The 22,755-nt window shown below is 38.9% G+C and carries 24 protein-coding genes; 1 reads left to right on the top strand and 23 read right to left on the bottom strand.

Annotated elements, in window-relative coordinates:
* Positions 1–10 precede the first annotated feature (10 nt).
* Positions 11–502: a 2-C-methyl-D-erythritol 2,4-cyclodiphosphate synthase gene (ispF, locus tag P0Y49_00280; GenBank protein WEK19590.1), complete on the bottom strand. Its 492-nt coding sequence runs from the start codon at positions 500–502 to the stop codon at positions 11–13.
* Between the two features lie 40 nt (positions 503–542).
* A complete protein-coding gene (porV, locus tag P0Y49_00275) occupies positions 543–1,724 on the bottom strand; it encodes a type IX secretion system outer membrane channel protein PorV (protein ID WEK19589.1) in 1,182 nt (393 codons plus the stop codon).
* Positions 1,725–1,947: 223 nt separating this feature from the next.
* Between porV and P0Y49_00270 the strand changes: the two genes are divergently transcribed.
* Positions 1,948–3,525, top strand: coding sequence for an SUMF1/EgtB/PvdO family nonheme iron enzyme (locus tag P0Y49_00270; GenBank protein ID WEK19588.1), 1,578 nt, complete (start codon positions 1,948–1,950; stop codon positions 3,523–3,525).
* Positions 3,526–3,579: 54 nt separating this feature from the next.
* Here P0Y49_00270 and P0Y49_00265 read toward each other — a convergent pair whose 3' ends face one another.
* The 21 genes from P0Y49_00265 to P0Y49_00165 form a co-directional block, all read right to left on the bottom strand.
* Positions 3,580–4,077, bottom strand: a complete 498-nt coding sequence (locus tag P0Y49_00265; protein WEK19587.1) for a biotin/lipoyl-binding protein — start codon at positions 4,075–4,077, stop codon at positions 3,580–3,582.
* A gap of 2 nt (positions 4,078–4,079) precedes the next feature.
* Positions 4,080–4,733: a DUF4159 domain-containing protein gene (locus P0Y49_00260; protein WEK19586.1), complete on the bottom strand. Its 654-nt coding sequence runs from the start codon at positions 4,731–4,733 to the stop codon at positions 4,080–4,082.
* Positions 4,730–5,434, bottom strand: coding sequence for a 16S rRNA (uracil(1498)-N(3))-methyltransferase (locus tag P0Y49_00255; GenBank protein ID WEK19585.1), 705 nt, complete (start codon positions 5,432–5,434; stop codon positions 4,730–4,732). The genes P0Y49_00260 and P0Y49_00255 overlap by 4 nt, the downstream gene beginning before the upstream one ends.
* 10 nt (positions 5,435–5,444) lie before the next feature.
* Positions 5,445–6,761 (bottom strand): hemolysin family protein, encoded by a 1,317-nt coding sequence (locus P0Y49_00250; GenBank protein WEK19584.1) that lies wholly within the window; start codon positions 6,759–6,761, stop codon positions 5,445–5,447.
* Positions 6,762–7,313: an inorganic diphosphatase gene (locus P0Y49_00245; protein WEK19583.1), complete on the bottom strand. Its 552-nt coding sequence runs from the start codon at positions 7,311–7,313 to the stop codon at positions 6,762–6,764.
* Between the two features lie 2 nt (positions 7,314–7,315).
* Positions 7,316–7,978, bottom strand: coding sequence for a DedA family protein (locus P0Y49_00240; GenBank protein ID WEK19582.1), 663 nt, complete (start codon positions 7,976–7,978; stop codon positions 7,316–7,318).
* A 135-nt stretch (positions 7,979–8,113) separates the two neighbouring features.
* Positions 8,114–9,487, bottom strand: a complete 1,374-nt coding sequence (locus tag P0Y49_00235; protein ID WEK19581.1) for an NADH-quinone oxidoreductase subunit N — start codon at positions 9,485–9,487, stop codon at positions 8,114–8,116.
* A gap of 4 nt (positions 9,488–9,491) precedes the next feature.
* Complete coding sequence (locus tag P0Y49_00230; GenBank protein WEK19580.1) at positions 9,492–10,958, bottom strand: NADH-quinone oxidoreductase subunit M; 1,467 nt, start codon at positions 10,956–10,958, stop codon at positions 9,492–9,494.
* 21 nt (positions 10,959–10,979) lie between these two features.
* Positions 10,980–12,872, bottom strand: a complete 1,893-nt coding sequence (gene nuoL / locus P0Y49_00225; protein ID WEK19579.1) for an NADH-quinone oxidoreductase subunit L — start codon at positions 12,870–12,872, stop codon at positions 10,980–10,982.
* Between the two features lie 21 nt (positions 12,873–12,893).
* Positions 12,894–13,223, bottom strand: coding sequence for an NADH-quinone oxidoreductase subunit NuoK (gene nuoK, locus P0Y49_00220; GenBank protein ID WEK19578.1), 330 nt, complete (start codon positions 13,221–13,223; stop codon positions 12,894–12,896).
* A complete protein-coding gene (locus P0Y49_00215; GenBank protein WEK19577.1) occupies positions 13,223–13,720 on the bottom strand; it encodes an NADH-quinone oxidoreductase subunit J in 498 nt (165 codons plus the stop codon). Before P0Y49_00215 ends, nuoK begins: the two co-directional genes overlap by 1 nt.
* 3 nt (positions 13,721–13,723) lie before the next feature.
* Positions 13,724–14,224 (bottom strand): NADH-quinone oxidoreductase subunit I, encoded by a 501-nt coding sequence (locus P0Y49_00210; GenBank protein WEK19576.1) that lies wholly within the window; start codon positions 14,222–14,224, stop codon positions 13,724–13,726.
* 32 nt (positions 14,225–14,256) lie between these two features.
* Positions 14,257–15,294, bottom strand: coding sequence for an NADH-quinone oxidoreductase subunit NuoH (nuoH, locus tag P0Y49_00205; protein WEK19575.1), 1,038 nt, complete (start codon positions 15,292–15,294; stop codon positions 14,257–14,259).
* A complete protein-coding gene (locus P0Y49_00200; GenBank protein ID WEK19574.1) occupies positions 15,294–16,298 on the bottom strand; it encodes a 2Fe-2S iron-sulfur cluster-binding protein in 1,005 nt (334 codons plus the stop codon). The genes nuoH and P0Y49_00200 overlap by 1 nt, the downstream gene beginning before the upstream one ends.
* Before the next feature lie 26 nt (positions 16,299–16,324).
* Positions 16,325–17,689: an NADH-quinone oxidoreductase subunit NuoF gene (gene nuoF / locus P0Y49_00195; protein ID WEK19573.1), complete on the bottom strand. Its 1,365-nt coding sequence runs from the start codon at positions 17,687–17,689 to the stop codon at positions 16,325–16,327.
* Complete coding sequence (locus P0Y49_00190; GenBank protein ID WEK19572.1) at positions 17,689–18,201, bottom strand: NAD(P)H-dependent oxidoreductase subunit E; 513 nt, start codon at positions 18,199–18,201, stop codon at positions 17,689–17,691. The genes nuoF and P0Y49_00190 overlap by 1 nt, the downstream gene beginning before the upstream one ends.
* A complete protein-coding gene (locus P0Y49_00185) occupies positions 18,194–19,408 on the bottom strand; it encodes an NADH-quinone oxidoreductase subunit D (GenBank protein ID WEK19571.1) in 1,215 nt (404 codons plus the stop codon). Before P0Y49_00185 ends, P0Y49_00190 begins: the two co-directional genes overlap by 8 nt.
* Positions 19,409–19,414: 6 nt before the next feature.
* Positions 19,415–19,918 (bottom strand): NADH-quinone oxidoreductase subunit C, encoded by a 504-nt coding sequence (locus P0Y49_00180; protein WEK19570.1) that lies wholly within the window; start codon positions 19,916–19,918, stop codon positions 19,415–19,417.
* Positions 19,918–20,460, bottom strand: a complete 543-nt coding sequence (locus P0Y49_00175; protein WEK19569.1) for an NADH-quinone oxidoreductase subunit B — start codon at positions 20,458–20,460, stop codon at positions 19,918–19,920. Before P0Y49_00175 ends, P0Y49_00180 begins: the two co-directional genes overlap by 1 nt.
* A 106-nt stretch (positions 20,461–20,566) precedes the next feature.
* The gene (locus P0Y49_00170; GenBank protein WEK19568.1) at positions 20,567–20,938 is read right to left on the bottom strand and encodes an NADH-quinone oxidoreductase subunit A; all 372 of its coding nucleotides are present in this window, start codon (positions 20,936–20,938) and stop codon (positions 20,567–20,569) included.
* Positions 20,939–21,014: 76 nt separating this feature from the next.
* A complete protein-coding gene (locus P0Y49_00165; protein ID WEK19567.1) occupies positions 21,015–22,736 on the bottom strand; it encodes a hypothetical protein in 1,722 nt (573 codons plus the stop codon).
* Positions 22,737–22,755 lie beyond the last annotated feature (19 nt).

Below are 22,755 nucleotides of genomic sequence, written 5' to 3'. Positions count from 1 at the left end.
AAGAGAACGGTTATTTTTCCCCTTTTTCCTTTTGGATTAAACACACGGCATAAGCGACAACACCTTCTTCTCTACCAATGAAACCCATTTGCTCATTGGTTGTAGCCTTTATAGAAATATCTTCAGTAGAGATCCCGGCAGCTTCAGCAATATGCTGCTGCATAGCAGGAATATAAGGATTGATTTTAGGTGCTTCGATACAAAGCATAGCATCGATATTGCCAATTTCGTAGCCTTTATCCGTTAATAGTTTAACTGTTTCTTTTAGCAAGATCAGACTGCTGATGCCTTTCCAACGAGGGTCTGTATTTTTAAAATGAAAACCAATATCCCTTAAATTCGCTGCTCCAAGTAATGCGTCGCATATTGCATGTAGAAGTACATCGGCATCCGAATGCCCAAAGGCCCCACTATGATGTTCCAGATTAACCCCTCCAACTATAAATGGATGATTTTCCTTTAACTGGTGTACATCAAACCCAAAACCTACTTTAATTTTCATTAGTATATAATTTGTTTTTAATTGTTATGAAGCTTATTTATTAGTTCCCTGCCATTCCAAAATTAAAGAGCATGGTAAATCTTAGGGTATTGGCCAAAGGACTTTTCTGCACATTGGCAACCAGGTAGGAAATATCTATATTAAATACATTATACTTTAAACCTGCCCCAAGGGTAAAATAACGCCTGTTTCCTTTAGTGGGACTTTCATAAAAGTAACCTGTTCTTAAAGCAAATTGCTGATTGTACCAATACTCCATGCCAGCAGCGATGTTTATTTCTCTCACTTCTTCTTTAAACCCTCCCGGGGCATCGCTAAAAGACCCAAAAATTCCGGATGGAACTGAACGATTGGGATCCTTTCCCGCTATAATCTTCCCATTTTCATCATAGATAGGTTGGGTTGGCACTAACAGTTTATTAAAATCCAGTGCAAAAGTAAACTGATTATAATCATCAATAAGAAAGGTCGAAGCTCCACCTATTTTAAGGTTTGTTGGCAGGAAATAACTATTCCCCCTTTCCGAATAACTAAGTTTTGTACCAACATTCGAAATGTTAATTCCGGCAGCTAAAATAGCATCAGAGCCTAAAAAAATTGTTGGCTTTTTAAAATATGCAGAAACATCTACAGCGACGGCATTAGCAGCACTGGTCTGCTGTCCAGATGAAAATTGCCCTGAAGTAAGATTTGAATAAATATATCGCAAGGTGGTTCCTAAGGAAAAAGAAGCATCCAGCTGTCGTGCATAAGTAATATCAGCAGCCAGTTCATTAGGCGTATAGATCCCCAAATCCTGTTGATTGATGTCTGTCAACTGAATTTCCCCGAGATTAAAATAACGCAAGGAGCCACCTATAGTTGTTTTTTCATTAGGCTTATAAAAGCCACTGATGTAAGTCAGACTTACATCGGGAACAAGACTTTTTAACCAAGGGCTATAAGAAACCGCAAAACCATATTTTTTATCTAAAAAAGCTAGTTTAGAGGGATTTATAACCATTGCATTTCCATCCGGCTGCACAGCTACCCCCACATCCCCCATACTTCCGGAACGTGCATCAGGAGTGATGAGCAAAAAAGGTACGCCCGTTATGATATTGCTTGCCTCACTACCATTGGTTAGGGTACCGGATTGTACATCCTGAGCAGACAGTCTCGTATAAACCACCAGCAAAGAAAAGATACATAAAGTAGTTTTAATGAGGCACCCTAAATTCATCAGCCGTGAATAATTTAACAATTATTGAACGCAAGTTAACATAGTGTTGATTAATTTCAAAGGATTGTGCCTTTAACCTCGGTTTAAATTAATCGCTTATTTTAAATTATTAATTATGTTCTTGCAGCATAATCCTTTTTTTGTGTAATTTTAACTCTTAGTAGTGTTAAAGGTTATTTTACCTCATGCAATAACGCTTAAAAATAGATTTATACCATATTAAATGAAAAAAACATCCTTATTTTCACTTATTTCTGTAATGGCTATTGCCTCTTTTGTATCCTGTAAATCTAAGTCAGGATCTTCAGATAAGACGGGCATGGCCTACAACAAGCAGGAATATGGTGGTTTTGTGGTAAATAATAGATACAAACGTGGGCCAGGTCCTGGTTTGGTTGAGATTGAGGGTGGTGCCTTTGTCGTTGGCGGTAGTGCAATTAATGTACCCGGACAAGAATTGGGCAATTATAACCATAAAAGGGAAACCACTGTTAACTCTTTTTATATGGACGAAACAGAGGTTTCTAATACCAACTGGTTAGAATATCTGAACTGGATACGTACAAATTTCCCAAAAGACTACGAATATTACTATAATGAATTACCGGATACACTGGTTTGGCGTAGACCGCTTTCTTATAATGAGCCATATGTAGATAATTATTTAAGGCACCCAGCGTATCAGGACTATCCGGTAGTTGGCGTTACCTGGGAGCAAGCAGGACGCTATTGCGAATGGAGAACTGACAGGGTTAACGAATTATTACTTCGTGAACGTGGCTACATGACCAGCTTTAAAGATCTGAACGGTGGTACTGCAAAAAATAATGCTGCAGCTGGCGCAAAATCTACCGGACCTTTTAGTACCGGAACTTATCTAAATGACCAGATCGATGATAAGGGTAAAAGAGCAATGAAAGACTTAAATCCTTCCAATTCAGGATCTGCCGGTGCCGGTAAAAATGCAGCTACTAGAAATGTAAGGCTTGAAGACGGTATTTTAAAGCAACCTTATCGCTTACCTACCGAAACCGAGTGGGAATATGCCGCGTTGGGACTTATTGGGAATACCCAATATGAAAATATCAGCGACTATAAGATCTACCCATGGAGTGGTTTAGGCTTAAGCTCTGCCAAGAAAAGTACCAGAGGTTTAATTCTGGCCAACTTTAAAAGAACTAAAGGCGATTACATGGGTGTTGGCGGTTCCTTAAATGATAAGGGAGCAATAACTGTTGCAGTAAGGTCATACACACCAAATGATTTTGGACTTTACAACATGGCAGGAAACGTAAATGAATGGACAGCAGACACCTACCGTGCTGCTACTTTCGAATCAGCTGAAGCCTTCAATCCATTTAGGGGAAACCTTTATCAGGATAAAAAAGTGCTTGATCCGGTTACAGGAAAAATCGCAGTTGACAAGTACAATAGGCCTATCATGACAAATGCCCTTTATGCTAAAAAACAAACCTGGGCTGAGAAACAAGCAGCGGCGGCAAAGCCAGCTGATTCAGTAAAAAACACTTATGCTGATCAAAGAGGTTATAGAGACCCCCAAAGTGAATTCTATGGCGAGATCACATTGGTAAATGATAAATCTAAAGTATATAAAGGTGGTTCATGGAACGATCAGGCATTATGGCTTAATCCTGCTACCAGAAGATTTATGCAACAGGATGAGTCTTCTGCAGATGTTGGTTTCCGTTGTGCAATGACCATGCTGGGAGCTCCGGAGGTTAGATCGAGTGGAAAGCCTCAGTTTAAAAACAAACCATCAAGAGGATTTAAAAGCAGATAATATAATCAGATCATAAACAAAAAAGGCGCATTTCATGAAATGCGCCTTTTTTGTTTATGAAAACTGTATCAATATCTCGTTCTTCTCAACTTTAATTCCCTTATTAACCAGGATCTTCTTAACCTTGCCACTGCTTGGTGATTTAAGGATATTCTCCATCTTCATCGCCTCCAATACCAATAGGTTATCTCCCTTATTCACTTCCTGCCCTTCCTCAACCATAATATTTAATACCAGTCCAGGCATTGGAGCTTTAATTTCCAGCATTTTATTAGCCTTACTATTGTCAAGGCCGAGTTGCTTAAGCAGTAGATCGTATTGGTCTTCAATAGCTACCTCGTAAAGCGTCCCATTCACCTTTACCATACTTGTCTTCTCTGTCCTATCCTCAGAAACCAATTCTATATTGTAAGATTTGTTATTGTGTATGACATGTGTATGGCCATCTGCTAACGTTGTAGAATCAATCTGCAACTCCACACCATCTACTTTCAATAGCTTTTGCTCAAGTTCTACATCAAAATTATACCGGTCATTTACTTTTACATTCATAGTTATTGTGTTAATGCATACTGAATTAAATTTGCACCCATTTTAAGTGCACTCATCCGCTTTTCCTGACTATCTTCAGGGTAAGTACCGAAGTCTTCCCAACCATTACCCAGATCGCATTCAAATGTGTAATAACAAACAATCCTTCCCTGCCATGTCAGCGCATACCCTTTGGCCGGTTTACCGTCATGTTCATGTATTTTAGGAAGTCCATTAGGGAATTTAAACTTTTGGTTGTATAGGCTGTGATTAGTTGGTAATTCGACAAATGATAATTCCGGAAAAACCTTCTTCATTTCAACACGAATAAACTTATCGAGACCATAATTATCATCAATGTGAAGAAAACCTCCCCCTATTAAATACTTACGGAGATTAGCAGCCTCAGCATCACTAAAAACCACATTACCGTGCCCGGTAAGGTAAATAAAAGGATAATTAAAAATGTCGGCACTGCCTACTTCTACAATTGCTTCTTGTGGAGCAAAATTGGTTTTAAGATTTTGATTGCAAAATTCAATCAGATTTGGCAATGCCGTACGATTGGCGTACCAGTCGCCGCCCCCATTGTATTTAAGCTTAGCCATTTTATAGGTAGGCACGCAAAAACTGCTCAGCAGCACAACCAACAAAAGAAGTAAAACCCGAACCCTCATCTATTTAAATAATTCACTTCAAAACAAGCAGCCAAGGCAGCGGTTTCTGTTCTTAATCGTGTATTACCTAAAGTTAATGGTTTATAACCGTTTTGCAAAGCCAATTCAATTTCAGCACCTGTAAAATCACCTTCGGGGCCAATAAGAATGGTATAACGCTCCTTTGGTTTGGCCAGCTCAGCAATAAACTGCCGAGGTTCATTATCCAAACAATGGGCAATCATTTTAATGCTGTCGTTAGACTGTTTTAAAAAAGCAGACAAAGTAGTTTGGGGATTTAACACAGGGTGATAAGCCTGCAACGACTGCTTTACAGCAGATGTGATCACCTTGTACAAACGGTCCTCTTTAACGATTTTCCGTTCCGACCGGTCACAAATAACAGGTGTAATTTCTTCAATACCAATTTCCGTAGCCTTTTCCAGAAACCATTCTAATCTGTCTATATTTTTGGTAGGTGCAATTGCAATGTGCAGGTGATGATTGCGCTTATTGTATTCATACTGCGCTTCTACAACATGAAGGTTAACATGCTTTTTATGCTCAGCCGTGATTTCGGCCTTATAAAGTCCGCCTACACCATCAATGAGATAAACCATTGCACCAATACCCAGGCGCAAAACTTTAGTACAATGCTTGCTCTCCTCCTCATTTAAAACATACTCGTTGGAGCTGATATCCGGGGTATAAAAAACATGCATTGGTTTGATTTTAATGTAAGTCTATCGCGTCGCTTTTATTGATCACCAACTCCAGCTTAATGGTCTCTATATTTTGTTCTGTTTTCTTTAAAATAGTAAACAAGTAGCCATAGCATTCCTCGCTATCTCCAACCTCTGGTATTTTACCAAAAGCATGAGAAACCAATCCACCTACGGTATCAAAATCTTCATCTTCCGGTAGGTCATGAGGCAGATGCTCATTCACATCGTAAACAGTAGCATAAGCATTAATGATAAATTCAGTATCAGATATCTTTTCAACTGTAGGCTTCTCCTCGTCATACTCATCCTGTATTTCGCCAACAATTTCCTCTACAATATCTTCCAGAGTAACCATACCGGCAGTCCCACCAAACTCATCAATTACAATAGCAATTTGAATGCGTTTTTGTTGAAGCTCACTCAACAGATCATTGATCTTTTTAGTTTCAGGCACAAAATAAGGCTTTCTAATGATATCACTTAATGTCCAGTCCTTATTTTCAGCCAATAACGGAAGGATGTCCTTAGCATGCACAATACCGATAATCTTATCAATAATATCATCGTATACAGGCAGGCGTGAATATCCTTCCGATATAATTTTTTCAACGACTTCCATTTTAGGCGTAGAAAGCTCTATACCAGAAATTTTGGTCCTCGGAACCATAATATTTTTTACTACACGCTCATTAAAATCAAAAACGTTTTTAATCAGCTCATGTTCATTAGTATCTAATGCGCCACTTTCTTTTCCTTGATCCAGCAAATAATAAAGCTCCTCGGTACTGTGGACAGAATCATGTCCGCCAACACTAGAGATACCGAATACTTTCAACACGATATTGGCAAAGCCGTTCAATACCCATATAAAAGGTCTAAACATCCAATAAAATGCCTGAAGTGGTACAGAGATAAATAAAGTAGTAGCCACAGGTCTTTGGATAGCTATCGACTTAGGTGCCAATTCTCCAAAAACAATATGCATTACCGTAATGAACATAAAGGCTATTCCGGTAGAAATAGAAGTTATATATACCTCAGAAAGTTGGAAATTGATCAGCAGGTCATGCACAATATTATGCATAACAGACTCACCCACCCAACCTAAACCAAGTGAGGCCAGGGTAATTCCCAACTGTGTTGCGGCAAGATAACCATCTAAATGCTGAGTAATGTGTTTTGCGATATTCGCAACACGGCTCCCGGATTTAGCTTTTATCTCAATCTGGGAAGCCCTAACTTTTACAATTGCAAACTCTGCAGCAACAAAAAAGCCATTTAGGGCTACCAGAAAAAAGGTAAAAAATATTTTAAATGCTTCCATTTAAGATTTATTTCTAAACTCCTTATCGTAAAGCTCAAGGCTTTCTTGTATCACTTTGTGTGCATAGCGTACACCTAGTAAATGTTCAATAGTTACTTTCTTTTCTTCCAATGCTTTGTAATCCTGGAAAAACTTCACGATTTCCTTCATCGTATGTGGAGGTAATTCTGCAAGGTCATTAATGTAGTTCACCGACATATCGTTTTTAGCTACAGCAATGATCTTATCATCTTGCTCACCATTATCTACCATATGCATTACACCAATAACTTTGGCTTCAATAATGGTCATAGGATAAACATCCACAGAACATAATACCAGGATATCCAACGGATCATTATCATCGCAGTAAGTTTGCGGGATAAAACCATAATTTGCAGGATACATCACTGAAGAAAAAAGAACACGGTCTAATTTAATCAGATTTGAATCCTTATCGATTTCGTATTTCGCTTTTGATCCTTTAGGGATTTCAATAATTGCATTCACTATCTCCGGCACATTGTGGCCTGGAGATACACTGTGCCACGGGTGATGGTCGTCTTTACTCATTTTTATTGTTCAGTATTTGATAATTCATCAATGTCATCTTTAACCACTCTCTTTTTCACAAAAGTGTAAATCAGTGGAATAGTAGTAATAACAATGAAACCTATAATTATATATAATAAATAATCGCTAATTTCTTTTTCAAATCTTTTGCCCAGAAAATAACCAAGCAAAGTTAAGGAAGCTATCCAAATTAATCCACCTGCAATGTTATATAAGGCAAATTTCTTAAAGTCTAACTTTACAACCCCCGCAAAAATCGGTGCAAAAGTTCTAACTATTGGTACAAATCTACCCATAATCAATGCAAATGCCCCTTGCTTATTGTAATATTCCTCAGCAGCTTTTAAATAACGTCGCTTAAAGAAGAGTGATTCCTTCCTTTGGTACAATACCGGCCCCGTCTTCCGACCAAACCAATACCCTACAAAATTCCCGGAAACAGCACAAGCACACAGACCAAAAATCAAGACATAGATATTTACATCTAATTTACCTGTGGCGACAAACATTCCGGCAAGAAACAAGAGATAGTCCCCAGGAAGAAAAAATCCAAAAAACAAGCCAGTCTCGGCAAATATCACGAACATTACAACGTAAAAACCACCTTCTCTAAGTAATTTTTCGGGATCAATGAAGTGCTGTAATGAGGTCCAGAAATCGTGCATATTTCAATTATTCGTAAAACTACAAATAATTATCTATAGAACCCGACATGATTAGAATAATTATTAAGCACATAAGGCCATAATTATTCTAGTCATCAAGAGCCATTTAACAATAAATAATTAGATGAAATGCCCCTATATCAGATTTAAAATTACAGCCGGATACACCCCTAAAAATATGGTGACCAAGGCTGAGAATACAAGCACAAACTGATATTGAACAGGTGTTTGTAATTCTGTCTCGCTACCTTCTTTGAAGTACATCGCTACAATAACTCTAAAATAATAATAGAATCCCACCAATGCATTTAAAATAGCAAAAGCAACCAGATATATCTGATACTCCTTCATTACATTTAAAAACATCAGATACTTCCCGATAAATCCAGCTGTAAGCGGAATACCTGCAAGCGAAAGCATCGCTATGGTAAGTATCAATGCTATAAATGGATTTCGTTTAGCTAAACCATTAAAACTATCGAAATGATCGTTTCCGGTCTTCTGTTTCACTAAGATCAAAACTGCAAAGGCAATGATCGTTGCAAAAGTATAAGCAGCAGCATAAACCAATACATTGTTAGCAGAATTTGCTGTTAAAGTGATCAGTGAGAACAACAGATAACCTGCATGGGAAATACTGGAATAAGCCAGCATTCTTTTAAAGTTCTTTTGGAATAAGGCCGTTACATTTCCGATTAACAATGTTAAACATACAATGCCCATTAATGGTGCCATCCAGAAATCATGTAAAGGCGCAAAAGTACCGGCAAACAAACGAAGGAATGCAGCAAAACCGGCAGTCTTAACGATGGTAGACATGAAAGTAGTAATCAGCGTAGGAGCGCCTTCATAAACATCCGGTGTCCAAAAGTGAAATGGAGCTGCACCGATCTTAAAGCTCAGTCCAATCATCAGCAATATGATCCCCGGATAGAACATCGGAGAAATTGTTTTATAGTTCGTCACCAGATACTGATTGATCACACCAAGATCAAAAGATCCTGTTGCACCATAAATCAGCGTAATTCCAAATAAAAGAAAACCTGTAGAGAAAGCACCCATCAGGAAATATTTTAATGACGCCTCATTGGAAGCAAAGTTGCTTTTACGAATCCCTGCAAGAATATATAAACTTACCGACATGATCTCTATGCCGATAAACAACATTGACATGTTTGTATAAGAAACCATGATCACGATACCTGCAAGTGCAAAAAGGATCAGGGTAAAGTATTCCGCAATATTTTCACTGTTTGCTGCAAAGTAATTTTGAGTAAGTAAAAATATAAGTATTGTCCCTAAAACTGTTATTCCTGTAAATGCCAATGCAAAATTATCCATATGCATCATACCGTAATAGCTCTGATCGGCATTCCAGCCGGTAGCCACAAAAGCCAGCGAGGTAAGCAAACCAAGTAAGGTAATGGGTAATAACGCTTTTTTAGCTTTAAACAAACCTGCGTAAAGCACCACTAAAGCTGTAACAGTTATTGTTATAATGATATTCATTTCCTTAGTTTACCGATGTTAATTTTTGTGTTACCTGTTCTATTAAATGTTGTACTGAAGCTTCAGAAAGCTGCAAAATTGGTTTTGGATAAAAACCCAAAACAATAACCAATGCACAAATCACGTACAATACAACCTGCTCTGATCCTTTTATATCTGTAAAGCCAATGGTTAGTTCATTCGTTTTGCCCAGCATTACATTTTGGTACATTCTGAACATATAAACCGCGCCGAAAATGATGGTTAATCCGGCAAATATTGCTGCCCATAAGCTATATTGATAAATACCTATCAGTAAAAGGAATTCGCCTATAAACCCATTTGTTCCCGGTAAAGCAACCGTTCCCAAAAGAATAATCAGAAATACGATAGCTAGCTTAGGTGCCTGTTTTGCAATCCCCCCCAATTCAGCAATTTTATAAGTATGCATCCGACTTGCAATAATGTCAAGCACAAAGAATAAACCCACTACGTTTATACCATGACTCAACATCTGGATCATCGCACCTTGCATCCCTTGTACATTGAAAGCGAAGATACCTGCAGAGATTAAACCAACGTGACCAATAGATGAGTAAGCCACCAATCTTTTCGCATCTTTTTGTGTAAATGCAATCAAAGAAGCATAAACCACACCAATTATGGATAAAACGATCGCCACTTGTCCCCATTGCTGAACACCAGCAGGTACGACAGGCAATAACCATCTAATCACACCGTAAATACCCATTTTAAGCATGATACCTGAAAGTAACATGGTTCCCGGAGCCGGAGCTTCAGTATAGGTATCTGGCTGCCAGGTATGGAAAGGAAATATTGGCATCTTAATCGCAAAAGCAATAAAGAAAGCCCAGAATATCCATCCCTGCTGAGTTGAATCTAAACTAAGACTATAAAAAGCCTGTATATCGAAATTATTGGAAGGGTTTTGTAAATAAAGATAAATGATCCCTACTAACATAAATAGTGAACCAGCAATGGTATAAACAAAAAACTTCATGTTTACTTTGATGCGATTCTTACCACCCCAAATTGCACAGATAAAGTAAATCGGGATTAAGGCTGCTTCCCATCCGATATAGAATAAGAAAGCATCCATCGCAGTAAATACCACCAATAAACCACTTTGCATAAACAGGATCAAAGCGAAGAAAGCATTCGCATTTTTATACTCATGCTTATAGGCAGAAAGAATGATCAACGGAGTCAGTACATTCGTCAATAAAATCGTGATCATGCTGATCCCATCAACACCTGCGTGGAAACTAATTCCAAGTTCTTTTATCCATGGGCAGTTTACAACAAACTGTGCAGTTGCATTTGGTATAAAATTACATACCATAACCAAGGCCAGGGCTAAAGAAACAATCGCCGATCCCAATGCAACATGTTTTGCTGCATTTCCGGTAAATGCGGTAACCAAGGCGCCAACCAATGGTAAAAATATAAGAAGTAGTAAAAGTTGTTCCATTATCTTTTCTTGAACGATCTTTTATAGAGATAAATAAGTATACAATAACAATGAGATGATTCCTATCACCATCATAAAAATATAAAAGCCAACATTTCCCGTTTGCAATAAGCGTAAACCTTTACTCGCTTCAGAAGCAGTCCAGCCAAAGCCATTTACAATACCATCTACAATTTTATTGTCAACGATTTTATAAAAGAAGCCCGAAATTGCATCCAAAGGTTTCGTGAATAGCACATCATATATTTCATCAAAATAAAACTTGTTGTACGACAGGTTAGTCAATCCTACACGTTTACCCTCATCAGGTATAGGAATATGGTTCTGTTTAACATATTTCCCATAAGCAACAGCAATTGAGATTAAAACACCAACCACAGAAATACCCATCAGTGCATACTCTGTAGCGTGATCCGGAGATTCGCCTACATGTTTAATTACCGGAGACAACCAGTGTGATAACCAATGACTTCCTCCCAATGCTTCCGGAATACCAATCACACCACCTACGGCAGATAAAATAGCCAGAACAATTAAAGGCACAGTCATAGATTTTGGCGACTCATGAATTTTCTCTTCAGCATGATGCGTACCACGGTATTTTCCGTAGAAAGTAAGGAACAACATTCTGAACATGTAAAATGCGGTTAAGAAAGCTGTAAACACTGCAATTCCCCACATTACTTTATCATGTAAATAAACATGTGCTAATATCTCATCTTTAGAGAAGAACCCTGAAAATGGAGGTAAACCTGCGATAGCGATAGTACCAATTAACATCGTGATAAATGTAACTGGCAATTTCTTACGTAAACCACCCATATGACGCATATCCTGCTCATGGTGTAAAGCATGAATTACAGATCCTGCACATAAGAACAATAATGCTTTAAAGAAAGCATGAGTAATGACATGGAAGAAAGCGCCATCATAAGCACCAACACCTAAGCCAAGGAACATATAGCCCAATTGAGATACCGTCGAATACGCCAGCACCTTTTTAATATCATTTTGTGTTAAAGCAATAATAGCTGCAACAACTGCAGTAGCCAAACCAACAATAGCTATTACATGCTGTATCATTGGCGCCAGGTCAAACAACAGGTTCGATCTTGCAATCATATAAATACCCGCCGTAACCATGGTAGCCGCGTGGATTAAAGCCGAAACCGGGGTTGGGCCAGCCATCGCATCGGGCAACCAGGTAAACAAAGGCAATTGCGCGGATTTACCGCAAGCACCAATAAATAAGAATAGAGCTATTAAAGCAATCGTACCATTACCAGGCAACATGTTTTGCACCTGAGGAAATATCTTACCAAACTCTACACTACCAAAAGTGGTGAAGATTAAGAATACAGCCAATAAGAAACCTAAATCACCGATACGGTTCATCACGAAGGCTTTTTTCGCTGCAGATGCATAACTACTATTCGTATACCAGAAACCGATAAGTAAGTACGAACATAGTCCTACACCTTCCCAACCGATAAACATTACGATATAATTTGATCCCAAAACCAGCAATAGCATAAAGAAGATAAACAGGTTCAGGTAGCTAAAGAACTTACCAAAACCTTCATCGCTGTGCATATAGCCAATAGAATAGATATGGATCAGAAAACCTACCCCAGTAATGATCAGCAGCATTAATGAACTTAGTGGATCAACTAAAAAAGACAATGGAATGTGTAGGCTTCCGGCGCTAATCCAATCAAAAAGAAATATCTCATGAGATTTATTCGCATCAGCACCCAACTCAAAAAATATACCTAAACTGATGGCGAACGAAACAAATATCACACTGCTCCCTATAAAACCAATCAGGTTTTTGGATAATGAATTTCTGCCAAGGCCATTTATTATAAAGCCCAACAGAGGAATCAACGGAACCAGCCAAACTAAATTTATCATCTTATAATTTCTTCTTAATAATTACCACTTAAGGCGATTCAACACATTAATATCTGTAGACTGGGTATTTCTGTAAACCATTACAATAATACTCAACCCTATTGCAACCTCTGCGGCAGCCAGGACCATAATAAAAAATACGAATACCTGACCTGAAGGATCATTGTTATGTACAGAAAAAGCAGTTAATAATAAATTCACGGCATTCAGCATCAGCTCAACAGACATGAAGATCACAATCGCATTTCTGCGCGTTAAAACGCCTATAACACCAATGGTGAAGATGATTGCACTTAGCCAAATGTAATGGTTAAGCGGAACTCCTTGTAATTCCTGAGTAATGTTCCCCATTATACTTTTTCTTTTTTAGTTAATAATATAGCGCCTACCATTGCCGAAAGCAATAAGATAGAACACAGTTCAAATGGCAGCATAAATGGGCCAAACAACTCTTTACCCAGGTTCTTTACCAAGCCCAGATTAGGATTTTTCAATACCACAGGATCAGAAATCGCAGTTGCTTTTAAAGCACCTGCCAAAGTAACCAGCAAACAACATCCCGCAATTACACCAACTACCTTAATCAAGGTAGATTTTAGCGGTTCATTGTCCTTATTCAGGTTCAGCAACATCAACACGAAGAGGAATAAAACCATAATCGCTCCCATGTATACAATAAAATTTACCACGGCCAAAAACTGTGCATTCAGCAAAATGTAGTGAACCGTAAAAGTAAAAAACGTAACAATCAGGTAAAGCACGCTATGCACCGGGTTCTTTGAGAAGATAACCATCAGTGAAAAGATGACGCTTAGAGTGGCAACAAAATAGAATATCGATGAGCTCATTTATTATTTTTTATTTAATGGTTGTTCTACCAACTTGTCTTTACCGTAAATAAAGTCTTTACGCAAATAATCAGAAGGGACAATTGGTCCATCCAAATAAATCGCCTCTTTCGGACAAGCCTCTTCACACAAACCACAAAAAATGCAGCGAAGCATGTTGATCTCATATACTGAAGCATATTTTTCCTCGCGATAAAGATCTTTCTCTTCAGGTTTACGTTCAGCAGCAATCATCGTAATCGCTTCTGCCGGACATGATAAAGCGCATAAGCCACAAGCTGTACAACGCTCCCTACCCTCTTCGTCTCTTTTTAAAGAGTGCATCCCCCTAAAATTGGTAGAGAACTCCCGCTCAACCTCAGGATATCTGATTGTCGCTTCTTTCTTAAAGAAGTGACTGATGGTAATAGCCATACCTTTAGCAATAGCAGGCAAATACATGCGCTCTGCTAGTGTTAAGGGCTTTTGTTCTAATACTTTCTTCTTACTGGTTAATGGTTCCATTAAACCTCCTTATTATTCCACAAATGTGGATGTTAAAATCCTTCAATTAATGCAATCACCACACCGGTAACTACTATGTTCGCTATAGCCAAAGGGATCAATACCTTCCAGCCCAAATTCATCAACTGATCATAGCGGAAACGTGGGATAGTCCAACGTACCCACATAAAGAAAAATATGAATACAAATATTTTTACAAAGAAAACAGCTGTTCCAAACAGCGGAGCCCATGTTGGTCCTAACAACACAGCCATCGAATCCATGCCCGGATAGTTGTAACCACCAAAATATAAAGTAGCCATTACTGCCGCAGAAACAAACATGTTGATGTATTCAGCAAACAAATAGAAACCAAGTTTCATAGACGAATACTCTGTATGGTATCCCCCGATCAACTCCGTTTCGCACTCAGGTAAATCAAAAGGCGCTCTGTTGGTCTCTGCAAAAGCACAAACCATAAAAATAATAAAGCCAACCGGCTGATACAGTATGTTCCAGTGCCAGCCATGCTGTCCCTCTACAATTTCTTTCAAGCTCATAGAACCTGTTACCAGCAATAAGGCAATGATCGATAAGCCCATTGCAATCTCATAACTGATATTCTGAGAAGCAGCCCTGATGGCACTTAACAATGAATATTTATTGTTAGATGCCCAACCACCAATCATCACACCATACACACCTAAAGATACTACACCAAAGATGTATAATATACCAACGTTGATGTCAGTTACCTGTAAAGGAATAGTCCTGTCGCCAATAGTGATTGCACTGCCCCATGGAATAACAGCAGTACCAATACAAGCTGTAAGCATGGCCAAACCAGGCCCCACCATAAACAACCATTTACTGGCATTTGTAGGAACAATCTCTTCCTTCATAAACATTTTTACACCATCAGCCAACGGCTGCAATATGCCAAAAGGGCCTGCTCTATCCGGTCCTAAACGATCCTGTAAAAAAGCAGCCACTTTTCTTTCTGCATAAGTAGAATACATGGCAATCAATAAACTGATGCCAAATATGATAGCTACAAGTACAAATTTTTCTATTACAAAAGCTATATCCATTAGAATTTAGTGGTTTTTTCTAGTTCAACCTTATTCGCCAACCTTAACTTAGGGTTATCCTGAATTACCGGCAATGGTTTTAACGTTTCGTAGTGATTAGAAGAAATCACTGAAGTATCACTGATATGAGTAGGATGTTCAATTACCCAATCCGCAGTTTTTTTCTTGTCAAAACGGCAAGTATTGCAAATAAACTCCTCTACTTCTCCGTAAATATCCTTACGTGCGGTAACCCTGATCACATCCTCACCTTTATACCACAGCGTTACTTTACCGCTACAAGTAGGGCAATCTCTGTGTGCATCGATCGGTTTAGTAAACCAAACTCTGTTTTTAAACCTGAAAGTTTTATCAGTTAAAGCACCAACCGGACAAACGTCAATTACATTTCCTGAGAAATCATTATCAACTGCTGTCTGGATATAGGTAGAAATCTCTGAATGATCACCCCTGTTCAGAATACCATGCACCCTTTTATTCGTAATCTGATCGGCAGTAAACACGCAACGGTAGCATAAAATGCAACGGTTCATATGTAACTGGATCTTATCACCAATATCTATACGCTCAAACGTCCTGCGTTCAAACTCATATCTAGTCTTTTGCAAACCATGCTCGTAACCAAGATTCTGAAGATCACATTCACCAGCCTGATCACAAACCGGACAATCCAGCGGATGGTTGATCAACAACATCTCCACTACACCACTGCGTGCTTCAATCACTTCCGGAGAAGTAATGTTCATCACCTCCATACCATCCATTACAGCAGTACGGCATGATGCTACCAGTTTAGGCATCGGACGCGGGTCTTTTTCAGAACCTTTACTTACCTTAACAATGCAAGTACGGCACTTCCCACCGCTGCCTTCTAATTTAGAATAATAGCACATTGCAGGTGGAACAATATCTCCACCTATCTGCCTTGCAGCATTCAGGATAGAGGTACCGGGTGCCACTTCTACTGTTATTCCGTCTATGGTTACCTTAACTTTATCGCTCATTGTTAAAGATATTCTTTTGTCTGATGTTAATTTTCTGCCGTAACTGCTTTAGCAATTGGCTCAGCATAATTGGCTAAACCATAATTTGTAGATAAGCTTTTTACCGGCTCATTTACATGCCATTCAAATTCGTCCCTGAAATGTCTTATTGCACTTGCTACAGGCCATGCAGCCGCATCACCAAGCGGACAAATCGTGTTACCTTCTATTTTTTTAGATACATCAACCAACAGGTCAATGTCGCTCATTTTGCCATGTCCATATTCCAGTCTATGCAATACCTTTTCCATCCAACCCGTTCCCTCTCTGCAAGGCGAACACTGACCGCAACTTTCATGGTGATAAAAACGAGAAAAATTCCAGGTGTTTCTAACGATGCACTGATCTTCATCAAAAGCGATAAAACCACCCGATCCCATCATTGTACCGGTAGCAAAACCACCTTCAGATAACGACTCATAGCTCATCAATCTCGGATCGCCGTTGGCCAACTTTAAAGTCAGATTCGCAGGCAATACAGGCACCGATGATCCTCCAGCAACAGTAGCTTTCAGGCGTTTGCCATTCGCAATACCACCACACCACTCGTCAGAATAGATGAATTCTTCAACAGGCAGGCCCAATTCAATTTCATAAACTCCCGGTCGCACTAAGTTACCTGAAGCAGAGATCAATTTCGTTCCCGTACTGCGGCCAATACCAATCTTTGCATACTCATCACCCCCATCATTAATAATCGGAACAACAGCAGCAATAGATTCCACATTGTTTACTACAGTCGGACAACCATACAATCCTGCAATCGCAGGGAAAGGAGGTTTAATCCTCGGGTTTCCGCGTTTACCTTCCAATGATTCCAGCAAAGCTGTTTCCTCACCGCAGATATAAGCACCACCACCTGGCTGAACGTATAGCTCAAGGTCATAACCTGAACCTAAAATATTTTTACCTAAAAATCCCGCATTTTTTGCTTCTGCAATTGCTCTTTCCAGGATACGGATCTGCGGCATCATCTCACCACGTACATAGATGTAAGAAGTATTGGCTCCCAATGCGAAACTGGAAACAATCATTCCTTCAATCAATGCATGAGGGATGTAAGTCATCAAGTACCGGTCTTTAAAAGTTCCTGGCTCAGACTCATCCGCATTGCATACCAGATAACGGGCAACACCCTCTGGTTTAGCCAAAAAACTCCATTTCATTCCCGTAGGAAATCCTGCACCACCGCGACCGCGCAATCCGGACTTCTTAACCTCTTCTACTACTTCATCAGGAGTAAGGGTCTTTAAAGCCTTCTCAACGGCACGGTACCCACCTTTTTGGCGATAAACATCAAGTGTGTTGATGCCAGGTACGTTTATATGTTCTAATAATAGTTTACGGGCCATTATTTTTTGCGTAAATCTTCTATCAATTCGTCTACCTTTTGCTCGTTCAGGTTTTCATAAAATGTATATTCAGGACCGATTTGTAAAACCGGACCATAACCGCAAGCAGCTAAACATTCTACACCTCTCCAGCTAAACAAACCATCTGCAGTCACTTCGTTCTCTTTCACACCAAGTTTATCTTCAATATGGCCCATCAGCTTTTCAGCCCCCACCAAACAGCAAGGTCCTGTTCTGCAAACCTCCAGTACATATTTACCTTGTGGCTTTAAAAAATACATGCTGTAAAATGAGGCTACCTCATAAACTTCAATATCCTGAATGTCTAAATAAGCAGCAACTTTATCCATTGCAGCTGCACTTAACCAACCTAGCTCAGCCTGCACTAAGTGCAGAATAGGCAATAAGGCCGACTTTTGTTTGCCTTCCGGATATCTTCTAACGATCTCATCAAACTTTTCTATTAAAGCTGATGAAAACTCTACAGGTTGTTGTTCTTCTACTTTAAGCATCTAATTCTCCTGCAATAATATTCATGCTACTCATGTTAATAATGGCATCTGATAACAGCATACCTTTACTCATGGACGCATACATTTGATAATTTATAAAACTAGGCCTTCTGAAGTGTAAACGGTAAGGTGTTCTTCCTCCATCATTGATCAGGTAAAAACCAAGCTCTCCATTACCACCTTCAACAGCATGGTAAACTTCAGCTTTAGGGGCATCAATCTCTCCCATCACAATTTTAAAATGATAAATCAATGCTTCCATATTGTTGTATACCTCTTCCTTAGCAGGTAAATAGAAGTCAGGAACGTCTGCATGGAATACTCCGGCAGGCTCTTTCTTCAATTTCTCCATAGCCTGCTCAATCAAGCGTACACTTTGCCACATTTCTTCGTTACGAACACGGTAGCGATCATAAATATCACCACTTGTACCTACCGGAACTTCAAAATCAAAATCCTGGTAAGATGAATAAGGTTCACTTACGCGCACGTCATAATCTACACCTGTAGCCCGCAATAACGGTCCGGTCCAGCTATAATCTAAGGCTTGTTCCTGAGTTACACATGCCACACCAGCAGTACGGTCGATAAAGATCCTATTGCGGTCAAGCAAGTTTTCAAACTCTTTTAGGGCAGCCGGGAACTCTTTTAAAAATTTATTGATCTTTGCAAAAGCAATCTCATTAAAATCTCTTTCAAACCCGCCAATACGACCAATATTCGTCGTTAAACGAGCGCCACAGATTTCTTCATAAATTTCATAGATATGTTCTCTAAACTGAAATAAATACAAGAATGTGGTTGTTGCTCCAGTATCCTGACCAATAATTGTATTGCAAATGATGTGATCAGAAATACGTGCCAGCTCCATGATAATTACCCTAAGGTAATCCACACGCTTCGGTGTTTGAACATTCAGCAACTTCTCTACTGTCATATGCCAACCCATATTATTAATGGGCGACGAGCAATAGTTTAATCGATCTGTTAAAGGCGTGATCTGATAAAATGGTCTGTGCTCAGCAATTTTTTCAAATGCACGGTGAATATACCCTATGGTAGAAACACCACTCACAATGCGTTCTCCGTCCATTTGTAACACGTTCTGGAACACACCATGGGTTGCCGGGTGTGTTGGCCCCAGGTTAAGGGTTACCAATTCACTCTGCGGATCATTATCTGTATATACTGGTTGATTGTGATTCATATAAACTTATCTACCAAAGTATTCGTCTTTTTTATCTACTCTATTTGGATCTTCCAAAGGATATTGCTTCAACATCGGGAAAACACCAAGATCATCCATATTTAAGATTCTTCTTAAGTCAGGATGGCCCTCAAATTTCACACCGAAAAAGTCGTATGTTTCCCGCTCCATCCAGTTTGCACCGTTCCAAACCGAAGTTGCAGATGGAATGGTTGGATGTTGCGCATCAATAAACACTTTTACTCTTACCCTAATCCCTTTAACCATGCTATGCAAATGATAAACCACTGCAATACCATGCTTTTTTTCAGGATAGTGAACCGCCGTAATATCTGTAAGAAAATTAAAGTTAGCTACACTGTTTTCTTTCAAAAACTTAAGCACTTCAATAATTACATCTTTAGTCGTTTCAAAAGTAAGTAAGCCATAAGGCTCATTAACATCAATAATTTTATCACCAAACCTTTCGCTTAGTAATGCAATTACATCTTGATTAGTCACCTTTGCCATTATAGTATTCCGTATGAAGCCAACATTTCTTTATACTGATCAGAATCCCTTCTCCTCGAAGACTCATTCCGCACCAGCTCCTGAATTTTACCAAAGCCATCCAAAATCGCTTCCGGTCTTGGCGGGCAGCCCGGAACATATACGTCAACAGGGATAATCTCGTCAATACCCTGCAGAACAGAATAAGTATCGAATATACCCCCACTTGATGCACAAGCACCAACAGCCATCACCCAACGCGGCTCAGCCATTTGCAAATAAACTTGTTTTAAAACCGGGCTCATTTTTTTAGCAATGGTACCCATCACCATTAACAAATCTGCCTGACGTGGAGAAAAGCTTAAGCGTTCTGACCCAAAACGGCCAAAATCGTAATGAGAACCCATGGTTGCCATAAACTCGATACCACAACAAGATGTGGCAAACGGTAGCGGCCATAACGAATGGGAGCGAGCCAAACCAATAACTTTATCTAAAGAGGTGGCAAAAAAACCAGATCCTTCTATGCCTGGCGGCGCGTCTACTATATTGATGTCACTCATGATACAAAACGAAAAAGGTTCATTCCTTTAAAGAATGAACCACAAATTTACAATTTTTTGAAGCAATTGATCTACGCTTACTGCATTTAGAACCAATCTAAATAGATTAATTCCAGTCCAGCGATTTCTTCTTTATCACGTATATAAAACCCAATAAAAGGGTGCCCATAAACACAAACATCTCTATCATGCCGGTCATACCCAAAGCTCTGAAATTAACCGCCCATGGATACATAAAAATCACCTCCACATCAAAAAGAACGAAGAGGATAGCCACCAAAAAATACTTAATAGAGAATGGCTGACGCGCATTACCAATGGTTTGAATACCAGCTTCAAAGGTTTCCAGCTTATCTTTGGTCTTCCTTCTTGGCCCTAAAAAGTGTGTTGCAACTAAAGTAACAACAACAAATCCTAAAGCAACGATTACTTGAAATACAATTGGTAAAAAATCTACAGGTACACTTTGCGTTTCCATTTGAAAATAATTTGAGACAAAAATAAAACAAAAAGGCAGGATAACAACCCTGCCTTTTCATTTATTATTTAATTTATTACTTTTTCTTAACCGGAGCCTTAGCTGCTGGTGCAGTCAATTGCTTTAAGCGATCCTGTGCACCTGCATTTTGAGGATCGATAGCCAAAGCCTTATTCAGGTACTCTTTTGCCTTCTCTTTGTCAGTTAACGAGTAGTAAGAACCTACGTAAACATAAGCCTCAACAAGATCTTTAGCAGTAGCAGGCACCGCTGCAAGCTCAGGCTTAGTTACTGTAACCAACTGAATAAACTGCTCATAATAAGGAACACCTAACCATTTAGGATTAACCTGATCATCAAGATATTTTGCAATACGGGCTCTGAAAGTATACGCTAAAGCAAAATCACTTTTCGCTTTAATGATGTTCTCAAAAGCAGCGTCTGCTTCAGCCATAATCTTATTATCAGGATGTTTGCCGTCTCTATCTTTAAATGCATAATCATAATACCTGGCTAAGCCTAAATAAAGATAATTCGTCAATGAACTTTTCCCATTGGGGTTAACTTTAACAGCTAGGGCATATACATCACCTGCTTTTTCATATTTCTTAGCTTTGTACAGTGATGTAGCTATTTCTTCCAAAGCCTCTGCATTTGTCGAATCTTTCTGCACAGCCTTCAAGATATTCACCAAAGCTAAACTATCATTACCAGTTTGCATTAAATCTTTTCCAAGATATAAATAATCTCCTGCCACAATACGAGAGGTATCTTTCGCTTTTGCGAAGAAATCCTTCATATATTGTAAACTTTGAGAATAGTCCTTATTTTCATATGCTGAATAACCTTGCAATCTCAAAACAACTAAGTTTTTAGAGTCATTAGGATTCATTTTAGCCAATTCTTTAGTTACTTCTGCTAACGTTTTGAAATCTTTCGCATAAAATAAGAACTGAGCATAACGCAACTTAGACTCATAAGACTTATCAGTAAGCTCCAAATATTTTCTGTAGTTAGTCAATGCCTCAGCAGATTTAGCTGCAAATTCATGAGGTAACTGAATTGCCCACTGCATATATAATTCAGCAATTTCACGATAAGCAGGTCCGTAATTAGGATCTTTAGCGATTGCTTCTTTCAAGCGCTCTTCAGATTCTGGAAATGCTCTTGATTCTTTGTACATACGACCAATCTGAACTGTAGCTCTTAAAAGAGACTCATTAATATTCAAAGCTCTCATGTAATTCTGCAAGGCTTCAGAGTTTTTCTTTTGCAGCGCATAATAGTCACCTAATGCTAAGAAAGTCTCTGCATCTTTATCATTTGCATCTAATTCATCAGCTTTTTGAAGATATGGCAATGCCGCCTCAAAATCAGGATGCTCTGTTGAAATATAAGCTTTCCCAATATACAGCTGAGGGATATAATCTTTTTTAGAAGAAATTTCTACTGCTTTAGCAAAGTTTGTTTTTGCCGATACCGGATTATTTGAAGCTAAATCAGCTTCGCCCAGACCAATATAATTTAATGAATTTTTAGGGTCAGCAGCTACACCTTTAGTAAATACTGCACGTGCAGAATCCACATAATCCGTACGTAAATAAACCTCTCCTAAATTATAGTAATTTTCGCCTTTACTAGCTTGATTTGCAACAAGTGTTTTAAGCATTGAAGCTGCTTTCTGATACTGCTCGGCATCTATGGCCTTCTTTGCGTCATTTAAGCTCTGAGCAAAAGAGGCAGAACCCATCACTACTAAACCTAAACTTAAGGTTATTGCTTTCTTTGTCATTTTCATGGTTCAAATTGTTTTTTAG

This window comes from Candidatus Pedobacter colombiensis (assembly GCA_029202485.1).
Classification (GTDB): Bacteria; Bacteroidota; Bacteroidia; order Sphingobacteriales; family Sphingobacteriaceae; genus Pedobacter; species Pedobacter colombiensis.
The sequence above is the reverse complement of the archived record's forward strand: the minus strand, read 5'-3'. Positions and strand labels throughout refer to the sequence as shown.